The sequence below is a fragment of the Sulfolobus tengchongensis genome, assembly GCF_036967215.1.
In the GTDB taxonomy this organism is placed as follows: domain Archaea; phylum Thermoproteota; class Thermoprotei_A; order Sulfolobales; family Sulfolobaceae; genus Saccharolobus; species Saccharolobus tengchongensis_A.
Genome location: NZ_CP146016.1, coordinates 355,421 through 375,832, shown reverse-complemented (window position 1 = coordinate 375,832; position 20,412 = coordinate 355,421). Strand labels below are relative to the sequence as shown.

15 protein-coding genes are annotated in these 20,412 nt (G+C 34.4%); 9 read left to right on the top strand and 6 right to left on the bottom strand.

The features are described 5' to 3' along the window. The first annotated feature begins 44 nt into the window (after positions 1-44). From V6M85_RS01945 to V6M85_RS01935, 3 genes are read left to right on the top strand one after another with little or no spacing between them, the layout of a single operon-like run. Complete coding sequence (locus tag V6M85_RS01945) at positions 45-770, top strand: hypothetical protein (RefSeq protein WP_338602309.1); 726 nt, start codon at positions 45-47, stop codon at positions 768-770. Further along, the gene (locus tag V6M85_RS01940; RefSeq protein WP_338602306.1) at positions 767-2,359 is read left to right on the top strand and encodes an ABC transporter ATP-binding protein; all 1,593 of its coding nucleotides are present in this window, start codon (positions 767-769) and stop codon (positions 2,357-2,359) included. The genes V6M85_RS01945 and V6M85_RS01940 overlap by 4 nt, the downstream gene beginning before the upstream one ends. Further along, entirely contained in the window at positions 2,343-3,308 is a 966-nt protein-coding gene (locus V6M85_RS01935) for an energy-coupling factor transporter transmembrane protein EcfT (protein ID WP_338602304.1), read from the top strand. The genes V6M85_RS01940 and V6M85_RS01935 overlap by 17 nt, the downstream gene beginning before the upstream one ends. Positions 3,309-3,340: 32 nt before the next feature. Here the strand turns inward: V6M85_RS01935 and V6M85_RS01930 are convergent, their stop codons facing one another. From V6M85_RS01930 to V6M85_RS01920, 3 genes are all read right to left on the bottom strand, one after another. Further along, positions 3,341-3,928, bottom strand: a complete 588-nt coding sequence (locus tag V6M85_RS01930) for a zinc ribbon domain-containing protein (protein ID WP_338602301.1) — start codon at positions 3,926-3,928, stop codon at positions 3,341-3,343. Between the two features lie 126 nt (positions 3,929-4,054). After that, positions 4,055-5,215, bottom strand: coding sequence for an MFS transporter (locus V6M85_RS01925; RefSeq protein WP_338602299.1), 1,161 nt, complete (start codon positions 5,213-5,215; stop codon positions 4,055-4,057). Positions 5,216-5,610: 395 nt separating this feature from the next. Beyond that, a complete protein-coding gene (locus tag V6M85_RS01920; RefSeq protein ID WP_338598227.1) occupies positions 5,611-6,663 on the bottom strand; it encodes an ISH3 family transposase in 1,053 nt (350 codons plus the stop codon). Between the two features lie 245 nt (positions 6,664-6,908). On the opposite strand from V6M85_RS01920, the gene V6M85_RS01915 reads away from it, so the two are divergent. The 5 genes from V6M85_RS01915 to V6M85_RS01895 all read left to right on the top strand — a co-directional run bounded on the left by V6M85_RS01915 (position 6,909) and on the right by V6M85_RS01895 (position 14,706). Beyond that, a complete protein-coding gene (locus tag V6M85_RS01915) occupies positions 6,909-7,952 on the top strand; it encodes a DEAD/DEAH box helicase (RefSeq protein WP_338602296.1) in 1,044 nt (347 codons plus the stop codon). A 168-nt stretch (positions 7,953-8,120) separates the two neighbouring features. Beyond that, positions 8,121-9,800, top strand: a complete 1,680-nt coding sequence (locus V6M85_RS01910) for a thermopsin family protease (RefSeq protein WP_338602294.1) — start codon at positions 8,121-8,123, stop codon at positions 9,798-9,800. Positions 9,801-10,044: 244 nt separating this feature from the next. Then, on the top strand, positions 10,045-10,917 hold the full coding sequence (locus V6M85_RS01905; protein WP_338602292.1) for a metal-dependent hydrolase: 873 nt from the start codon (positions 10,045-10,047) through the stop codon (positions 10,915-10,917). 747 nt (positions 10,918-11,664) lie between these two features. Continuing rightward, positions 11,665-12,894 carry a metal-dependent hydrolase family protein gene (locus V6M85_RS01900; protein ID WP_338602290.1) on the top strand — a complete coding sequence of 410 codons (1,230 nt, stop codon included), beginning with the start codon at positions 11,665-11,667 and terminating at the stop codon, positions 12,892-12,894. Positions 12,895-13,206: 312 nt separating this feature from the next. After that, entirely contained in the window at positions 13,207-14,706 is a 1,500-nt protein-coding gene (locus tag V6M85_RS01895) for an acyl-CoA synthetase (RefSeq protein WP_338602286.1), read from the top strand. Here the strand turns inward: V6M85_RS01895 and V6M85_RS01890 are convergent. Next, complete coding sequence (locus tag V6M85_RS01890) at positions 14,703-16,196, bottom strand: cytosine permease (RefSeq protein ID WP_338602283.1); 1,494 nt, start codon at positions 16,194-16,196, stop codon at positions 14,703-14,705. The genes V6M85_RS01895 and V6M85_RS01890 overlap by 4 nt on opposite strands. 444 nt (positions 16,197-16,640) lie before the next feature. Next, entirely contained in the window at positions 16,641-17,798 is a 1,158-nt protein-coding gene (locus V6M85_RS01885) for an RNA-guided endonuclease TnpB family protein (protein WP_338602280.1), read from the bottom strand. Between the two features lie 442 nt (positions 17,799-18,240). Here V6M85_RS01885 and V6M85_RS01880 point away from each other — a divergent pair, with 442 nt between their 5' ends. Continuing rightward, entirely contained in the window at positions 18,241-19,500 is a 1,260-nt protein-coding gene (locus V6M85_RS01880) for a Glu/Leu/Phe/Val dehydrogenase (RefSeq protein WP_338602278.1), read from the top strand. A 477-nt stretch (positions 19,501-19,977) separates the two neighbouring features. Here V6M85_RS01880 and V6M85_RS01875 read toward each other — a convergent pair whose 3' ends face one another. Further along, complete coding sequence (locus V6M85_RS01875; RefSeq protein WP_338602275.1) at positions 19,978-20,277, bottom strand: DUF4898 domain-containing protein; 300 nt, start codon at positions 20,275-20,277, stop codon at positions 19,978-19,980. Positions 20,278-20,412: the final 135 nt, after the last annotated feature.

The window sequence follows — 20,412 nt, the reverse complement described above, 5'->3', positions numbered from 1 at the left end:
ACAATATAGGAAATCCTTATAAATATATCTACCGTTATTTAAATATGGGCTTCAATGGAATAAAGTTCGACACATCTGTACCAGGGATGGTACCATGGGAAATAGTAACTGCATATTTCATAATAGGATTGATAATTGTATTCTATTTCTCTAGACGTTTCGGTTTAAAGAGCTTTACTACCATAGATTTAGTTTACATTGCAGTGGGTGCGGCTTTTAGCGTAGTATGGGAGTTTTACATAGGCAGTTTCATTGGTAGATTTCTGCCAAGTACACCTTTCATAGGAGTTGGATTTTGGGGAAGGATGTTCATTCTCCTTATTGTAGCAGCTTTAGTGAGAAAACCCGGTACTGGAATATTAAGCTTGGTTATTTTTAATATCTTATCAGACTTGTTCTTCTACGGTTTCGGCGGAGAACCCATGTACACCATATATGAGGGACTAACATATGGGCTATTTTTGGATCTTCTTATAATTGGCACAAGAGGTAAATTATTTGGAGTGGGTTATAAGAGTAGTAATGGTTCTTCTGTTGCAACTAAAAGAATCACTGGACTGGCAATCTTAGAGGGTATAATAATTGGGATATTATATGCAATACCAGACCCCATATTCTACTTAGGTTTCTTTAGGCCTTTAATAAGCGGGGCTATTGTTAACTGGGCTACTATTCAGTTTGATTTGTTAGCTTTCATACCGGGAGATGTGATAATAGGAATATTAGGAGCCTTAGCTGGACAGAGGATAGCTAGAGCGGTGGGACAGTGAAATTTGTCGAAATAAGGGATTTGCAAGTAACCTATCTAGGAAAGGATAAACCAAGTTTAGTTATAGATAAATTAGACATAGAAGAAGGAGAATCAGTATTAGTGACTGGTAAATCGGGAAGCGGGAAATCCACACTAACAAGCGTAATTAATGGAGTAATCCCACATTTAATTAACGCTGAGATTAAGGGGGAAGTTAAAGTATTTGGACTTGACGTTAAGGTTACTCCCATACATGAGATATCAAAATATGTGGGCACATTACTTCAAGATCCTGATACTCAAGCCTTCAATTATACAGTAATCGATGAGGTTGCATTTGGCGTTGAAAATTATATGATAAGTAGAGATGAAATGGTGAAGAGAATTGAAGAAGCCATGAAAGTGACTGGAATAACCCACTTGAAGGATAGGGAAATTAACACCTTATCTGGAGGAGAACTGCAGAGAACTATTTTAGCATCAGTTTTAGCTATGAGACCAAAAGCCCTAATTTTAGATGAACCCACATCTAATATAGATCCTCAAGGAACTAGGGAAATATTGGAATTGATTAAAACTTTTAGATCTGAGGGGATCAGTTTAATCATAGTTGAGCATAAAATAGAGAGAGTTCTACCCTTCGTCGATAGAATTATCATAGTTGATAATGGCAAAATAGCAATGGACCTAAGAAAGGACGAGATTGTAGATAAGGCAGATCTCCTTTATTCTCTAGGTTTAGAAGTACCAGATTATATGTTATTTTTAAAGAAAAGTGGTTCTAAGAAAATAGATTATGAGTATTTAAGAAAAACCTATACTTACAAACCCCCAAGTAGGGTTGAAGGGAAAAGAGAGATATTGTCAGCTAGAGTGAAAATAAAGACTAAGACTGGAAGATATATAGTTGATACCAAGATATCCGTTAAGGAGGGTACGATTACAGCCTTAATGGGGAAAAACGGTTCCGGTAAAACTACGTTATTAAAGGCCATTATTGGATTAATCGATAGGAAGAGGCTTATTGTTGAAGAGGAGAAGATAATAATTGATGGAATAGATTTAAGCAAGTCTAAATTAGTTATTAGAGGCGAGTATATCGCATATCTTCCTCAATTTTTTGATGTAATGTTCGTGAAGAGAACTGTAGAAGATGAAATAAAATTTTCAATGAAAAATAGAAAGAATTTCGACCCAAATAAGCTAGAGGATATCTTGAAATCATTTTCCTTAGAGGCTTATAGAAAAGAAGACCCTTTAATCCTCTCGATGGGGCAAAGGAGAAGAGTGGCTATGGCATCTGTACTAGCTGGAGGGGCAAAGTTAATACTAATGGATGAACCAACGAGTGGACAAGATTGGCATCACAGGCAGATTTTAGGAAAGGAATTATTGGACTTAAGAGATAAGGGATACACTATACTTGTGGTAACTCACGATTCTAGATTCGTAGATAGGTTTGCAGATCGTTTAATGATAATGAGTGAAGGAAAAATAGTATTGGAGGGCAAACCAGAAGAAGTTTTCAGCAAATCTACTATATATGGGATAGAACCTCCTTTGGAATATGAATTGGGAGGGGTGATAAGGAATGAACAGCTTAGTTGATCAGATTGTGAGTTGGATAATTGTACTCTATGGTTCTGCTCTACCGGCGTTATTTGTAATATTCTTAGTAGGTATTACTGGATTAAAGGAAATAACTCGTTATGAGTCCGGAACTACATTTCTCTACAGGCTAAATCCAGTTACTAAGCTAATACTTACCATAGTAGTTATGGTTGTAGCGTCAACTACGATATGGTGGATTGGCGGTATACTTACATTAGCCCTTCTATTATCTTATTTAACTCTGAATGAGGGAACTAGAAAATTCGGCTATGCCTTCTTTTTAGCTTTATCTACAATAATAGGAGGAACGTGGAGTGTGGCACCATATACTCCTCCTAGCGTTTTACAACTGGCTTTTCCAAATGTAAAGCAATTCACTGTGATATGGACCTTTCCATCATATTTTCAAGTAATGGGATATGAGCAACAATTAACTCTACAAGCTTTGTTTTATGGACTTCAAACAGCATTTAGGGTGACTCCAGTTCTGCTTTCAGCATTACTGTTCATTGTTACTACCACTGGTTCCGATATTTTTAGGATGTTTACTAAAATTAAAATACCAATAGCTGTTACGTTTTCAGTGTTAGTGGGTATAAGAATGATACCTAGAATATTTGAATTACTAGATACCTCAGTAAAAATGCAATTTATAAGGGGGTTGGGATATGGCAAGCCTAAGCCCATCGCCTCATTACTTATAGTTTACGCGATATTTCAAGCTATAGTTCCCACTATGGTTTACTTATTTAGAGGAGCTAAAAACCTAGCCATATCCGCAGATACCAGAGGTTTTAGAGCGTATAACAGCAGGACTAGTCTAGTAGAGCTCAAATTCACTAAAGTGGATATCTACGGATTTACAATAATCGTATTATTAATAATATTAGCAGTTGTCGCGAACTTGACGGGATTTGGAAGAACTATCCCATATTTTGGACTCTAAAATAAAGGAAAAAATTTTATCTTTCCATCTTTTTATATATTATTTAATATCTGTTCCATTTGCGAAATTGATGCCATATATCCATTTAATGATATTTCAATTAAGGTTGATCCCTTATAGGCTACCATTATCGTATGTGGACGTGGAACAGTTGAAGCAAAATAGATTACATAATATCCGTCGTAAGTAGTCGAGTTATAAATCAGTGCGAAATCATGTCTATCGCCTACGAAATGATGATCGATAAACATGTCAGGGAATACGTATCTACTTACATTGGAAGTAAATTGGGCTAAGTTTATTATCATGATAACGTGAGTGCCATTTATGTTACCCGTCAGAACTTCATGATTAAGAGATTTTATTTGATGAGGATATTGAACAGTAACGTTAGTCCCATTAGCGTAATAGATTGTTATATTCTCCGTAGGGTATACTTTTAGATAAGTCTCGTTTTGTAGAACTTGCCACGTACCTCCAAAGATTGACTCCGCTGTGGATGCAGAGATCACAGTGACTTTAGATGAGGAATTAATTAATGCAGATATTGTAGGTATTGAGATAGCAACTATTGCAAGTATCGCTATTGCAGGTATAGCAATTTTAAGATACTTATTCATTAAGAATAGGAAAAAGAGATGAGTTTAAAAGATTTTTCGAAACTCATTAAATCTCATTAGTTTTCTAGAGTTCCATACAATATCATTAGAATAAGTGATAGCTAAAGATAGTTTAACTTATTATTCTTATCTTTTAATTAATACGTTATCGTTCCAGAAGATTTTAAAGAAAATCAGTGCCGAAATTCCAACTGGAATTATTAAACTAGTTATTGAGATTGTTAATCCCAATAATTCAGATACAAATCCAATTATTGCTGGGACTATCAAGAACAATATGTTATTGTAGGCTAAGAAATATGAGTTAACTGCATTTCTCTCAGCTAAGCTAGTAGCCCTACTTATCATTATGGTAGCCATAGGAAATATTGAACCGTGAGGTATCCCAAGGAGTGCTATTACTGCTAAGAATATTGGATAGTTAGGAGCATATAATATACCAAATAAGCCCGCAATTGTTATAAGAATGGAGATCAACAACGGCATTCTAAGATTCTCAAAAGGTTTAATGGTCATTGTAAGTCTCGTCAGGAAAGACATTATATAAAATGGTAAAAATACTAAATATGCGTCAAAGTTAGGTAAATTAAACCTATCCTTAGCTAGTATTGCTAAGAAAGTAGTAAATGCGGCAAAGGGAACATTATACGTGGTTATGGCTAACGCCCCAGCTATTAGACCCTTATTTTTAATAACCGAAAATCCACTTTCCTCTCTCTTTACATCGGGAAACTTAATCTTTGAGGATATTATAACACCTATAATTACCATTGGAATAAACCACAAGAACACATCTCTATAGTCATATTTAGTCAGTAAAAAGACTTCGAAAGCGGGACCTATTATTAAACTAGTACTTAAACTAGTGGAATAGAGAGATAACAATCTTTCAACAGACTTCTTATCGTTTGCTAGGCTGGCTGCAGTAATTAAATTAGGCATTATTAATCCAAAGGCGATTCCTGCAAAGATTGAGATTATCCATATTGTTATTGCATTAGATAAGAAATACAGTGGTAGCGACACTAGTATGATTATATTGGAAATGATAAAGGCTCTTTTTCTAACTATTGAATTAAGTTTAGGGTTTATAAACGTAGTGGAGATAAAATTGAATGTAAATAATAGAGCTGATAGTAATCCTACTTGAGAATTAGATAATTGAAGCGTATACTTAGCTAATAAGGGAATTGTAGTGGTCACCATATTATTTGTAGCCCTAGCTGAAATCGTCATTAATACGAGGATTATTGCAGAGTAAATTAGTGAATGTTTTGAACTATTCATTGCAGATATATGTAGTTAGAGTGTTAAATTTAAACTTACTTACAAAAGCAGAAAAACGATAAACTTTATTTATTGGAAATGCGAGTTACCACTACGTACACTTTACCAGTGAGATTTCTCACTTAATATCACATAAATGATCTATTTTCTTATAACTTATTTAAACGAATTTTAACGACTTTTGGGTGCTTTGGGATATTTGTAAACTATTTAGTATTCTTTTTACTATGAATAGAATATTAAAAAGTACGTAAATTTTGAAAATTCCAAAAAAACATTTGGGGTGAAAGTCCCCCATCCGCAAAAATTGATAGCACCAAAACGCCTTTGGTGTTGAAAATCTGGGTAAAGTTAATATCTGACTTCCTCCCCGCCCTTAACGGTAGTCCCTAAAATCACCTCCTTAAAAATAAATTGAAGTTAATAAAAAGCGGTTCCATAACTTTAATAAATCGTGATATAAACTCATTCTCTATCTCATTTACAAAGATTAAGGCAAGGAAAAGCTTGAAATCAACCCTCTTGACAACACCCTTGAAAAACAAGAACAAAGAGTACAAAAACATAGCTAAAACGAAAACAAACAAGCGAAAAACCCAACTCCTAGAACAAGTAAAAACAAGAAAACTCTTAATCTCTCTATAAGAAGTCTCAATGGGATTCCTAACCTCATCATACAACCTCAAAACCTCATGTTTAGGTAAATCAAGATTAGTACCCCTAGCAACATACTCAACACGACACTTACCCTTCCTCGTAACCTCACGGGCATGAACAATCAACCTAAAACTAACTTGATCCTTCTCCCTCTTACTCCTTGTAGTATAAGTACCATCATACTCATCATAAATCTTAACATCACCAACTGGAACAGAAATAATGTACTTGAATTGCGAGAGGAACCTTATAACCTCAATACTATAAAAGCCTGCATCAAGTGCTATTATACCGATTTTGAATCCTAGGGAAAGGACTTGTTCCACTAGCATTTTCACTATCTCATCCTTGCTCATTCCACTTGTGTATTGTGTGAACGCTAGGATTATGGTTTTGTCGTTGTGTTTTGTTGTTGCTGTTGCGTAGTTCCATTGGTATCCTTTTTCTCCGCTTCCTAGTCCTTCTACCTTTTTCCCCCAATATTTTATTCCCGTCCAGTCTATGCTTATGTTCACTTCCTCTACTCCTTTTAGTTGTTCTAGTGCAATTTTTTGTATTTCTTGTAGCATTTTGTCTACTAGTTGTATTCCTTGTTCTTCTATGTAATTTCTTATGGTTTGTGGTGATGTTTTGTATTCTTTTGATTTGTTTTCTATTGAGTCTTGCCATATGGAAGCTGATATTAGTGTTTTTGCTGTTTCTTCTCCTTTTCTTCCCTTGAAGTTTAGTAAGGAAAGTGTTATATAGGCTAGTTTTTGAATGTTTATATTGTGGGAGGGTAGGGGGTTCATGGGTATTATCACTATTCTAGTATTACCTACTCTCCCACAAGTATTTTTCTCTCGTTGAGTTCAGTTTGTTTCTTGAGTTTTAATTCGTGTTCTTTTCTGTTATCTTAAAATAAATTTCAAGTAATATTTTTCATAAATTGAATTTGGGGACTACCGTTAAAAAGGCGAAGCTTTCTGCCCGCAATTTTTGTAAATTCCCTTCTCTTACATAACTTTATTATGTCGAACAGACGCATTTACCTAATATGTTTGAAAATCTAAGTGAAGACCTAAGAAAGGCTTTAGAAGAAGCAAACTACAGTAAGCCTACAAAGGTTCAGGAAAGTGTTATACCAGAATTATTATCCAGCAGAAGTGTGATAGTTCAAGCAAAAACAGGATCTGGAAAAACAGCTGCCTACGTAATTCCGATTCTAGAATTAAACATTAGTGCCCTTATCTTGTCTCCAACTAGAGAATTGGCTTCGCAGATTCTTGATGAAATAATGAAGCTCGGAAAGTACAAACAATTGGATGTTAGCTTAATAATAGGTGGTGTAAGCTATGACGAACAAAAGCAGTCTAAAATTGTGGTTGGCACGCCTGGAAGACTTTTAGATTTATGGAGTAAAGGAAAAATAGATTTCTCCCAATACCATATGGTTATAGTTGATGAGGCAGATAGAATGTTAGATATGGGCTTTATTGATGATATAAGAATGATTCTAAATCACGCTAATCCAAAGATTATAGGTTTCTTTTCAGCCACAATACCGGACGAAATTATGAGACTCGCACGAGAATTCTCCGCGGATTTAAAGGAAATAATCTTAGATGAATATAAGCCAGTTGAAGAGGTAAAACAGAAATTCATCAAGGTTAGAAATGATTGGAGTGATAAGGTATCTAAGCTATTGGAAGAAATAGACGGAGAAAAGATTTTGGTATTTACCAGAACCAGAGATAGAGCCAGAAAATTATACTATTTGTTGAAGGATAAGGGAATAAAAGTGGGATTACTAAGCGGAGATATGCCACAACATATTAGATTAAAGAACTTTTATGGATTTAAAAAAGGTAAATATAACGTTCTGGTAGCGACTGATCTTGCCTCCAGGGGAATAGATGTAATAGATGTCAATAAGGTAATAAATTTCGATACGCCAAGAGATGTGGAGACATATATACATAGAGTTGGAAGAACAGGAAGAATGGGAAGATTAGGAGAAGCAATAACGTTTTACACGTTTAAGGAAGTGCATATGATAAAAAGAATTAATAATCTCCTTTTGACCTCCTCCACATCCTAAGAATAATTCTTTAATCATTTCTCATTTATATAAAAGATCTGCAATCAATGTAGAATTCTATTGTGAGAGATGAGAAAGGTTTGAGTTTTAAACATATCGTATAGATTGTATGCCTGCGTATAATTTTTTAGGAAAACGTTTTTATTATTTAATGAGCGTTTTCTTACTGTGAAAAAGGGTTTCATATTACTTCTTCTATTATCCTCGTTATTACCCACTGTTATTCTCTCTTTACCTACTGGAATTGCATCGTATAATGGACCAATTTATACAAATGGAGTACTAGGTTATGCTAATATAACTTCATTACTTGCATATAATGCTTCTGCCACAAAATTAGAAGTTCCACCCTATGGAGCTTCACTACAGTTAAACGTAATGCTTGAGGTGAACACGACGTCTGGTCAGCAATACTATTTTTGGTTGCAAAATGTGGCAGACTTCATAACTAATGAGAGTATAATGTTTTTTGGAGATAATATTTGGAACAACAGCAGTCCATTTTCTGGGATAACCAATATAAATGGTAGTGGTAAAATATATTCCACATACACTATATTTTCTCATTCCTCATACTATGCTACAGGATATTACGAAATAAACTACAGCTTTCCTTTCTCTTTCTATCTGATTATCAATGAGACACATACCAATGGGGGAATAAGAATCAATTTCGGTTATGTGATTTTACAAAATGGGAACAGAATTCTTCCACCAAATCCAGTATTTTTCGACAAAGTGTTTATTCCAATAAGTAACATAGCGTCAGCTTCAATCGTAATAAATAATCAAACTACTCCTAACATAAGCATCGGCCTTGTAACGTATTTAGGGAATCAGCTTGACGCAGAATTAGTATGGGGTGGATTTGGCAATGGTGAGACAACTACGTTTTTAAAAATGTCCTCTTATTTAGCCTTATTTTACATGAAAGATGGTATCTGGGTACCATTTTCCCAAGTATATACTTATGGTAGCGATACTGCAGAATCAGCTACTAATCTACATGTTAACATAAGCGATAGTAACGGAGATGCTTATGTCATTGTTGGCACTCCGAATTATGGCTTATTAACCAATAAATTCACTCCCTCAATCCCAGGTTTTCTTTTTCTAAATATTAGTAGCGATAAGGTGCCTTTTCTATTAAATGATACTTTGACCACGAACTTTGTAGGATACGTTAACTCTCCCGTTAGAATAAGTTTTTATTTAAACTACTCCTTTAACTCCTCATCTTTTGCAATACTTAACGGAAACTATCCTAGCATTATAAAACCCACATATAGCTGGTTTAAGAATTTTACAATAATACCTAATTACACTTACTACTATTTAGTAAAAGTAAATTCTACAATACCCGCCATTGCAATTATAAACGGAAAAGAGGTAGAGTTAAATTCGACTAACTGGTTTAAACAAGGTACCTCCATTAACGTAGTTAACTATACATACTATCCCTCTAATAATGAGAGGTTTATAATATCATCAATATATCCCTCTTCCACAATTAACGTAACGATGCCTCTATTGATCAACATTAGTACAATAAAACAATACAAAGTTAGCATAAATTCACCAGTACCGATTCTCTTAAATGGTAAAAAGATAAATGGTTCAATTTGGGTTACTGAGGGATCAAATATAACATTAAGCGCTCAAATTCCATTTTATGAAACTGGAAAATTTATTGGAACTTATAACATATCACCTAATCAAGAAATTACTGTCTATCAGCCAATTGTAGAAACACTAGAGCTCTCAATAAATATCTTTTTCATTATTATAATTACATTCATAATTGTAGCAATTCTAATAGGAATAATTCTAGTAGCGAGAAGAAGATAACTTTTCTGCTTATAGTACGAGTTCACTAACACAAGGGCTTCGTATCACCTTTTACCGAAATATATTCAAAGATCTGGAACTATAGTGTATGATCAAGCAAAAGGTATCTAAACATTACTTTATTTCCATGAAATCACAAGAAGACTTAATAACACTAATTTACTAGTCGAATTATGTGAGGTGTGAAACAATTAAATTTGAGCTTCAAATAAATTTTTATATAAATATGTAAATAGTCTTGTACATGAATCTGAATACGCATATAGCTCTAGCTTTGGCAGTTGGACTGGTTCTATTTCACAATGATGTAACATTGGCCGTACTAGTAGGCATAGGTGCTTCAATTCCAGATTTGGATAGAGAATATGTTTTCACAAGGAGAAAAATATTCGCAAAATATCAGTTACATAGAGCCTTGTTTCATAATATCTTCTTCGCTCTTGCCATTACGTACTTTAATTTCTATTTGGGTTTAGGTATATTTCTTCATATTGCATTGGATTTATTAACGTCGCCTACTGATAGAGGTGTAGAATTGTTCTTTCCCTTCGGTAGACTAATAAAAAATTTCGAACTTGATTATGATGGAAATATAAGAAAGAGCAGAGGAATTATGTGGTACCTTGAGGATCCCGTTAGAATTATAAACAAGACCGCTGATCCAGGACTTAAAGAGGTTCAAAAGATGCCTTGGGTCAGAATTTATGGACCGTTTAAGAACAGTAGGTTAATTGATTGGATGATATTCTACTCCTCCTTCATTTTCATTCAATTATATGAATCAAATAATTTAATTAAATGGTGGGAAATATTTCTTTATACCGCACTAATTAAATTCTCTCTGATAGATTTTGGAATAGTACTATTCTATGCCACTGGAGAGCTATGGAGAAGAAGACTTCAGTTCAAAGACATCAGTAGTAGAGTTAAGTATCTTATAATTAGTTTAATGATCTTAGGATTATTGCTTATAGTAATACAAGGCTTGAATTTGTACTCTCCAGCAAATCTGATAATAGGCCCTAGCGTTCTTGAACTTATAATCATCTCAATGTTAATAGGTCTATCCTTAGCATATATTCATGTGAGGCTTAGATTTAAGAAAGTTACGTTGTAAGAAGAGACGTTAATAAGCACTGAAGCGTTTTTAATATGACTTAAGATTAAAAATAGTATTACTTTAATATGATTTTCAAAATCTACACTATCTCCTACAATCTCCTCATAGCAACCAGAATGTGTTAAACCAGATCAAACACACCACAGAATAAAAGAACTTATAGTTAAATAAACCAAAATCCAAAATCTTCATTAACTAAGTATATCAAATTATCGTATCATAAAGACCTACAAATTTTGCTTGTTATTAATGTAGTAATGAACAACACATGATCAGACAACATTTCCTTTTAAAAATAAAGAATACTTAAACTTACATAACTGTGTACTTGAATTCAGATTATTCGAAAACATGAAGATGAGAGGAATTGCGAGTAGCTATTGTCATTTGAACAATTTTTTTACCATCGCTAACTTATTGACGTTAGTGTCCAAACCTAGGATCGCTAAAAGATTTAAGGATAATTAAAGAAGAGTACTGTTATGAAGAAAGAAATGAAGGTCTTGTCTAAGATAAGAACTTTAAAATTAAGTCGACTTCTAAATACTTCCTCATTAAGGATGAGGATTAGAAGAGTCTCAAACTACACTGTGATAAGCGATACTCACGTGAGTTATACAACCCGTCAAAGCCCATCACATGAGAAAAAATTTAGTATTATATGTGTGTTGATGGTCCTATTACTTATGAATAATATAGTTAAAATAAATGATATTAGAAAATATGAATGTAGGTGAATAAAACTTGGACTTAGCAGTTAAGAATGGTAATGTGTTTAACGGTAAGGAGGTAATAGGAAAACTCAATATTTACATTAAAGGCGATAAGATAGTTGAGATATCTAAAGAAGATCGTCCTGCAAAGTTGGAAGTCGACGCTAAAGACATGTTTGTGATGCCAGGATTAATAGATGCTCATATACATCTCTCTGGAATTAAGGGCGGGAGCTTATTAAAAATAATGTTTGAAAAACCAGAGTACAGGGTACTTCGCGCTTCTAAATGGTTAGAGAAATTGCTTCTTTCTGGGTTTACTACCATAAGGGATTGTGGTGAAACTATTTCTTTAGCGTTAAGGAGAGCAGTTAATGAGGGAATAATAAGAGGACCTAAAATATTAGCTTCTGGAAAACCAATAACTCAAACATTCGGTCACGGAGAATTAAGCCATGATATCCCATTGGAATTTTCAATGGCAATGAGCTTCTCTGAGTTCTGTGATGGAGTAGAGTCATGTACCCATGCAGCTAGGAAAGTTTTAAGAGATGGGGCTGATTTCATCAAAATATTCGCAACTGGTGGTGTGCTATCACAGAGAGATAAACCAGAACATCCACAATTAAGTTATGAGGAAATCAGAGCGATAGTTAATGAAGCTGAAAAAGTAGATACTTATGTAGCCGCACATGCACATGGAGATAGGGGTGCTAGGATAGCTGTAGAAGCGGGAGTTAAAACGTTAGAACATGGAACTTTACTTAAGGATGAAACATTAAAGTTGATGAAAGAAAAGAACGTAACGTTAACTCCAACACTCACAATACAAGAGTTAATATACAGGTATGGTAAGCAAATAGGAGTAGATGAATGGGGTCTACAAAAGATTACTTATGTAAGGGATAGTATCGCAAGCGTTGTTAGGAAAGCGAAGGAATATGGAGTTACCATAATATCTGGAACTGATCTCGGTTTTGAAACAGGGTTAGAGGAGATAGATATGGGAAAGAATTGGATGGAGACCGTTTTATTGGTAGAAAGAGGAGGATTGACACCAGTTGAGTCGTTAAAAGCTTCAACGTATAATTCAGCTTCAGCCATTGGAATTAATGCAGGCGCGATAGAAATTAATAAAGATGCAGACATTCTAATATTAGACGGGAACCCAGTAGAGAACATAAGAGATATTTCAAAAGTTAGAAACGTAATTAAAGCTGGAAAACTCGTAGTTGAAAATAAGAGGTTAATCGACGACTAAAATTTTTAAATCTGACTCCTGGAAAAAAGACTAATTCTACCCTTATTTAATAACCTAATAAAATAATTAAACCTTTTTAGGAAAATCGCAAAGATTAAAATGAGGGAGAAGTGAGTCATTGATCTCGACCATCCTAATGCTAATTATAAGGGAAATGAGAGTGATTTTGTACAACCATTCTTTCATGAGTGTGATTCATAATTTAATTTAGAGAGTTAGATTAAATAGAAAGAATAGAAGCCAATTTACTCGGGATTTAGTATCGTCTAAATTTTTAAAAAGCTTAATATTTCATAATGCGTTTTTTAGTTTATGGTGAGTTATCATCATCTAAGGGAAAACTTCTCATGGAAAGAAATAATAGAATCATTTGATAATAAGAACATTGTAGATATATTAGCTTCTCATGATGGTATAGCAGTTAGAAGATTTTCGAAGAATAATAGAGAAGAAATAACGTTCTCAGATCTAAAAAGAAAAGCACTAAAGTTAGCTTTATACTTGAAGGAGTTTAAGAGAGTAAAAAAGGGAGATATAATTTCGGTATTAGCTTCAAAGAAAATTGAGCAGGTAATAGTATTTTTAGCCAGTTTATCATTAGGAGCAATATACCAACCACTTTTTACTGCGTTCGGTCCTAAGGCGATTGAAATGAGAACTAAAGATGTAAAACCTAAAGTATTTTTCTGTCAAGATGACCAAAAAGATAAAGTAAACGACGCCATACCATTTTCTAAACTTGAAGAATTATTGGAATACGGAGAACTCAAAGACGTAACTCAGCTAAGCTGGGATGATCCAATTATTCTCCTTTATACTTCTGGTACTACTGGAAATCCAAAAGGTGCGTTAATTTCAAAGAGACTGCTCCTAAACACTTACGTCTACATGAAATATGGAATAGGCATTAGAGGTCATGATGTCTTTTGGAACGGAGCAGACCCTGGATGGGCATATGGATTATACTATGGTATATTGGGTCCGTTAATGTTTGGAAAAACGGTGATATTTTTGGACGAGCCTTTTAATCCAGAAAGAACAATGGAATTCTTAGAAGAGCATAAAGTTACAAATTTCGCTTTTGCACCTACTGCATATAGGATGATCGCGGGAACGGTGAGAAGAAAATACGATTTAGCTTTGGAAAGAGCTAGCTCTGCAGGAGAACCTTTGAATCCTGAAGTTATAAAATGGTTTAAGGATAATTACAATATCCTTATAAAGGATCATTATGGTCAAACTGAGGTGGGAATGGTAGTTTACAATGGATGGGGATATGAGGCAAATGTTAAAATAGGAAGTATGGGATTACCTGCGCCAGGGTATGATGTGGATATAGTGGATGAGATAATCGCAATCAAGAGAACTTCCCCCGGTTTTCATTTTTTAGGGTATTTGAATAACCAAGAAAAGACAAATCAGTCATTTAAAGGTGAGTGGTACTTAACCGGTGATACTGCAACTAAGGATGAAGAGGGATATTTCTGGTTTGTCGGAAGAAAGGATGATGTAGTGAAGATATCAGGTTATCGAGTAGGTCCATTCGAGGTGGAAAGTGTGCTTTTAGAGTACCCTGCAGTTTTAGAATCTGCTGTTGTTGCAGATGAAGATCCAATAAGAGGACATGTACTGCACGCATATATTGTACTTAAACCTGGATACTCTCCAGATGAAAAATTAAAAGAAGATATTATTAAATTCGTTAACACTAAGTACTCTAAACATGTGCATTTAGAAAAAGTTGATTTCGTAGATAAGTTACCTAAAACTGAGAGTGGAAAAATACAACGATACTTACTCAGAAAAAGTTAATTTTGTTTTTTTGAATATTTAACACTCTCTCTATTTATTCTCAATAATACATATATTGTTAAACTGGAGAATAGGGCTAAATACCAACCGTAATCATATAAGAATGACAGCTGAGATATTAGAAATCCCATTATGGGTATTGCGAATCCAACGGTCATAGCTAATAATGCATCAACACTATAACCATTGGTATACCAATACTTTCCATCTGGTTTGAACAAATCTATCAGGCTAATTTCAGTTTTATTCAATATCCAATAATCGGCTATCATGATTCCCGCAACAGAACCTAGCCCAGAACCTATAATTCCTAAAGCATTTTCTATACTGCCAGCATTATTATACCATAACCAGGGAACGTACAAGAAGCTGAGAATTGCAGAAACAATAGCAGATTTAGCCCAACTATCTAATCTTTTGGGAAATAAACTAATCAAGTCATAGACTGGAGATACTATATTTGCCGCAACATTAACGGAAACAGTAGCTATAATTAGGCTAATTCCAACTAATAGAGCTAGATAAGGGTTATCAGTAAATAAATACATAATATTAACGGGGTTAACGTAGTTGATTGCCTCACTGCTAGGAATGTGATATAGATAAATCGTCGTAGATGTGATGCCCACTGAAATGAAAGTGAATAGCATCGACATTATTGGTAAACCAATTGTTTGTCCTATCAATTGATCTTTTTGTGTTCTAGAAAACCTAGTAAAGTCGGAAATGTTTAAAACTAAAGTTGCCCAAAATCCAGCCATAGCAGATATCGCTAAAATTACGTTAGACAGCGTAGCTTTCTCATAGCCTTTTATTGAGAATAACGGCCCGATACCATTAGTTAGATGAAAGGAATACAGCAATAGACCACCGAGAATTATTAAGACCAAGGGACCTGCAATTAATTCGAAATCCTTTACTTCATTCATTCCTCTAAATAAGACCATTACATTTAATGCCCAAAATATAAACACTGAAATAGCCAAGTGTAGGGACATGCCTATAACATTCGATGATAATGATTGCCACGCTGGATAAAATATTGAGATTACTGCGTCTACTATTGTTCCTCCAACATATGTTTCAACTGCAAACCAGAATAATGCTGAAAACGCTCTAATAATTGTGGGAACTCTAGCTCCCTTTATACCAAACATTGGTCTAACTGATGAAGGATATGGTATCCCCCATTTAGCTCCCATGTGCCCATTAAGGTATAGAGCTATCAATAATGTGGAAAAAGCAAATCCGATTATGAAAAGTGTAAGGGGAGCACCGAATTCAAATGTTAACAAGCCTGCAAGTTGAAATGCTGGGATGTTATGAACCATTCCAGCCCATATTGTGAAAAAGTTTATCCATGTCCACGTCTTTACACGCTTAGGAAGAGGCTCTATATTAGGATTATAGTACGTATCTGGTATAACGACTTTACCTTGATTATAATCCGTTAAGTCTATGGTAACATAAGTTGCCTGCTGATTAGACATCTCCCTTTTTTATTAACATGAAATATATAAGGTTAATCTTAATCGAAGGAGAATTACTCTTCTGCATTTCAGCCCTACAGAAATATTGGCAAAATGGGGTTTGGGTCTCATCGAATCTCATATACTTTGTATTCAACTCTCGACCCTCATATAAAACATATTAGTTGGGTTTGAGTTATACAAACCCGATGAATAAGGTCGTCTCGACCCTCATTTTCTGAGAACGATTATTACAGAAAGGTTCTATCATTTTCTTGATAAATGAAGTGTAATAGTTCTATCTTGAATATTCAAAATACTCAAGAAAGAGAAACGTATAATGGCATTAATTATGACTTTTGGAATATTAATGATCTCTAGTAGAGTATTTCAGAGCTTTTTACAACGCCCTATATGGACTCTAGTCTGACTTCCTCCTCGCCATCAAAATGGCGAGGGTTCCCCTCATCGATTCGTGACTACATCTCTCATTTGAGGGGCACTTAAGAGGGTCAGAGACCCCCTCGCACAAAGATTATACACTGCTATATAATCACGATGATCCTCAAAACCACATTTCCCACACTTAAGTGTGCGATAATCACTTTCAACCATTTTCTCTCCACACTTGGGACAAGTAGTTGAACTATACGCTGGTTTAACGTATATTACATTTAATCCATGCTTCTTTGCTTCCCACTCAACCCATTGTTGAACACGTCTATATTGCATCAAATATAGTTTCTCCCTATAATTCTTCTTCAACCCCTTCACGTGAGAAATCATCTTATTCAGATCCTCTAGGACTATATAGTTAGCGCCAATTCTTTTTGCTTCATCAACTACCCACTTCCCCACTTTCTTAGCAAAGTCCTGCACAATATTCCTCGCCTTTATATGAAAACTCCTAATCCTACCGAGAATTCTCTTATTCTCCCTCCACCTCTTGGGGTATTTTCTCTGCAGATTCTCAGCAAGTTTCTTATAATGCACTGAATCATCTAGACGTGTCGGAATTTCTATAACTTGTTTATCATTACCTAACGTGATGAAGTCCATGTTTATATCAACAGCTATAAGCCCTTTAACTTGCTTCTCTACTTGTACTTTCTTTTTCATAGTGATGTTGAGATACCAATCATCTCCTCTCTTGACTAGTCTTGCTTCTCTCACTTTGAAGTCCTTGTACTGTGAAAGATTGTGAGGATATCCAATGATTTTCACTTCCTCTCCCAATATCTTAGCTGTCATCGTGTTGAAATCAACAGTATAACTAGCTTTTGGCGTTAACCATAAGGAAACGTTTCTTAAGATTGGAAATCTCCCTTTTTTGGGATTCTTTAGCCAACTTTTATACACGGCAACAGCATCACGATAGCAATCTTGAGCAAGTTTTGATTTCAAACCAAATTTCTCCCTGAGGACTTCATATAATGCTTTGTGGACTTCTTTTAGAGAAGTGGTTTTGTATTCATATAACCATTGTAGAACGAACCTCTTGGCACGCATATATTTCTCGGCTAAGGGCTCCAGAGCCGAGGAGTAGATCTTCATTTTGATTGTCACGATCTTCTCCTCGATGGAGCTGTCCTCGCGGACAGTTCGCTCTGGAGCTTGTAGCATGGGTGTTTTTCTGTTTTTGTTTTTATTTTAACTTTTCGCGGGCATTCATCTCCGCTTTAAAAAGGTGAAGCTTTCTGCCCGCATTTTTGTAATTTCGCACAAAGTAAATATAGTGCATCAAATAGGATTAAATTGAAATAATTTTATTATAAATCCTAATGAAAACTTTTTAGCTCAAAATTTATACGTTGTTTTACGTCGATAAAAAATAGTAAAATATAGCAACTTGCCATTCATTCAATTAAATAGGCTTATTTCTTTTAACTATTTTCTATAGACCAATTAAAAATAAAAACGGTTTATTACATTTTAGTAGCATATCATTTAATAAATCCTCTTTTTATATCATTTTGACTTTTTCACCTAAAGAAAATTGTGTGTCAAAAGATTTTTAAAGCTATACTGGAATAAATTTTTATTCTTGCAAGACGATTTTATATCGATGGAAGAAGTTCTTAGTTCGAGTCTATATACTCAACAAGTCAAAAAGTTATATAAAGTCGGAGAATTATTAGGGCTAGACAATGAAACATTAGAAACACTTTCTCAACCCGAAAGGGTAATTGAAGTTAAAATACAAATTAGGGGCTCTGATGGGAAATTAAAGACATTTGTTGGTTGGAGAAGCCAACATAATTCAGCTTTAGGTCCCTATAAAGGTGGAATAAGATATCATCCTAATGTAACAAAGGATGAAGTAGTTGCGCTATCAATGATAATGACTTGGAAAAACTCACTGTTATTATTACCTTATGGCGGTGGGAAGGGTGGAATTAGGGTAGATCCAAAGAAGTTAACCAGAGAAGAGATTGAACAGTTATCGAGAAAATATGTTCAAGCATTATACAAATATATAGGTAGCGAATTGGACGTTCCTGCACCAGACGTTAATACTGACTCACAAATAATGGCGTGGTACTTAGATGAATATATAAAAATAACTGGGAAAGTGGACTTTGCAGTATTTACCGGTAAACCCATAGAATTAGGTGGAATAGGAGTTAGATTATACAGTACAGGATTAGGAGTAGCTACAATCGCAAACGAGGCAGCTAAGAAATTTATAGGAGGCCTTGAGGGAAGTAGGGTTATAATTCAAGGCTTTGGCAATGTAGGTTATTATGCAGCTAAGTTCCTTAGTGAAATGGGAGCAAAGATAGTAGGTATAAGCGATTCGAAAGGTGGAATTATTAATGAAAATGGAATAGACGTAACAAAGGCTATTGAAGTAAAAGAAAAGACTGGAAGTGTGATTAACTATCCTGAGGGAAAGAAAGTTACCAACGAGGAATTGCTAATTTCAGATTGTGACATATTAGTACCAGCAGCGCTTGAGAATGTAATTAACAAGTTTAACGCACCCAAGGTCAAAGCAAAAATTATAGTAGAAGGTGCTAATGGTCCATTAACCGCAGACGCAGATGAAATAATGAGCCAAAGAGGTATAGTAGTAGTTCCAGATATTCTGGCTAACGCGGGTGGAGTAGTAGGTAGTTATGTTGAGTGGGCTAATAACAAAATGGGGCAAATAATAAGTGATGAAGAGGCGAAGAAACTTATAATTGATAGAATGACAAATGCATTTAATACACTATATGACTACCATCAGAAAAAGCTAGAAGATAAAGATTTAAGAACAGCTGCTATGGCACTAGCTGTAGATAGGGTAGTAAGGGCTATGAAAGCTAGAGGATTACTATAACCCCTTTCATTTTTCTTTTTCAAAATGGTTAGATGGAAGTTAGTTTGTGGATTTTCTGAAAATTAAGGCTATTCTCTCTATTAGGACTATTCATAGAATTATCGTCTAGTTTTCAAATGATACACGCACTAGATGGAAGTTATGTAAAAATGTTCTCATTAGAATGCAAAAATTACATATTTTGCCCTCTCTGTAAAGTTTGAATTTCATATACTTCGTATTTAAACCCTTACATTTCATGGAAATCACGGATTACTTAGTTCATTTTTTCCATCCCGTTATGTAATAACTTCACTCGCAGAAACTTGCACATCTTTACTTCTTTCATAACTACTATATGGGAATTTGGCATCTTCACCTATATTGTATAGTTAAGATTAGCTTTTAGATAACATATAAGATGACGAGTAACTAATTATTTAACTGATCTTTAATGAAGAGTAAGCTGTTTAAATCCCAAACAATCACTAAAACTTGCTATTCATATCCTATTATCAGAATTTTATCCTTTAATTTAACGGAAGTTAGCACAGTGAAGTTAAAGTTATTTCTTGACATCGAAATTAAGTCCTCCTTTAGTTTATCGTTCTTCAAATCAGCTGGAATAATAATAATATAGGAGTTGGCATTAGGTATAAATGTTTTGAAGAATCTATTAGTATCTGTTATCAAATTAGGACTTACATGCCTAACAAATTTCACATTTTCATAACTCACTAACCTAATTAACGTATCCTCGAGGTATCTCGATAAAGTCTCTCGAGCTATAATAGACATTAATATTAGAATATGCTTCATCACTAATAAACATATGTGTAACACTTTATGCTACAAATATGTACAATTTGCATAATTCTTACCGTAATCCTTAAATAGACTAAAATCAATAAATGAAAGTGTAATAAAAATAAA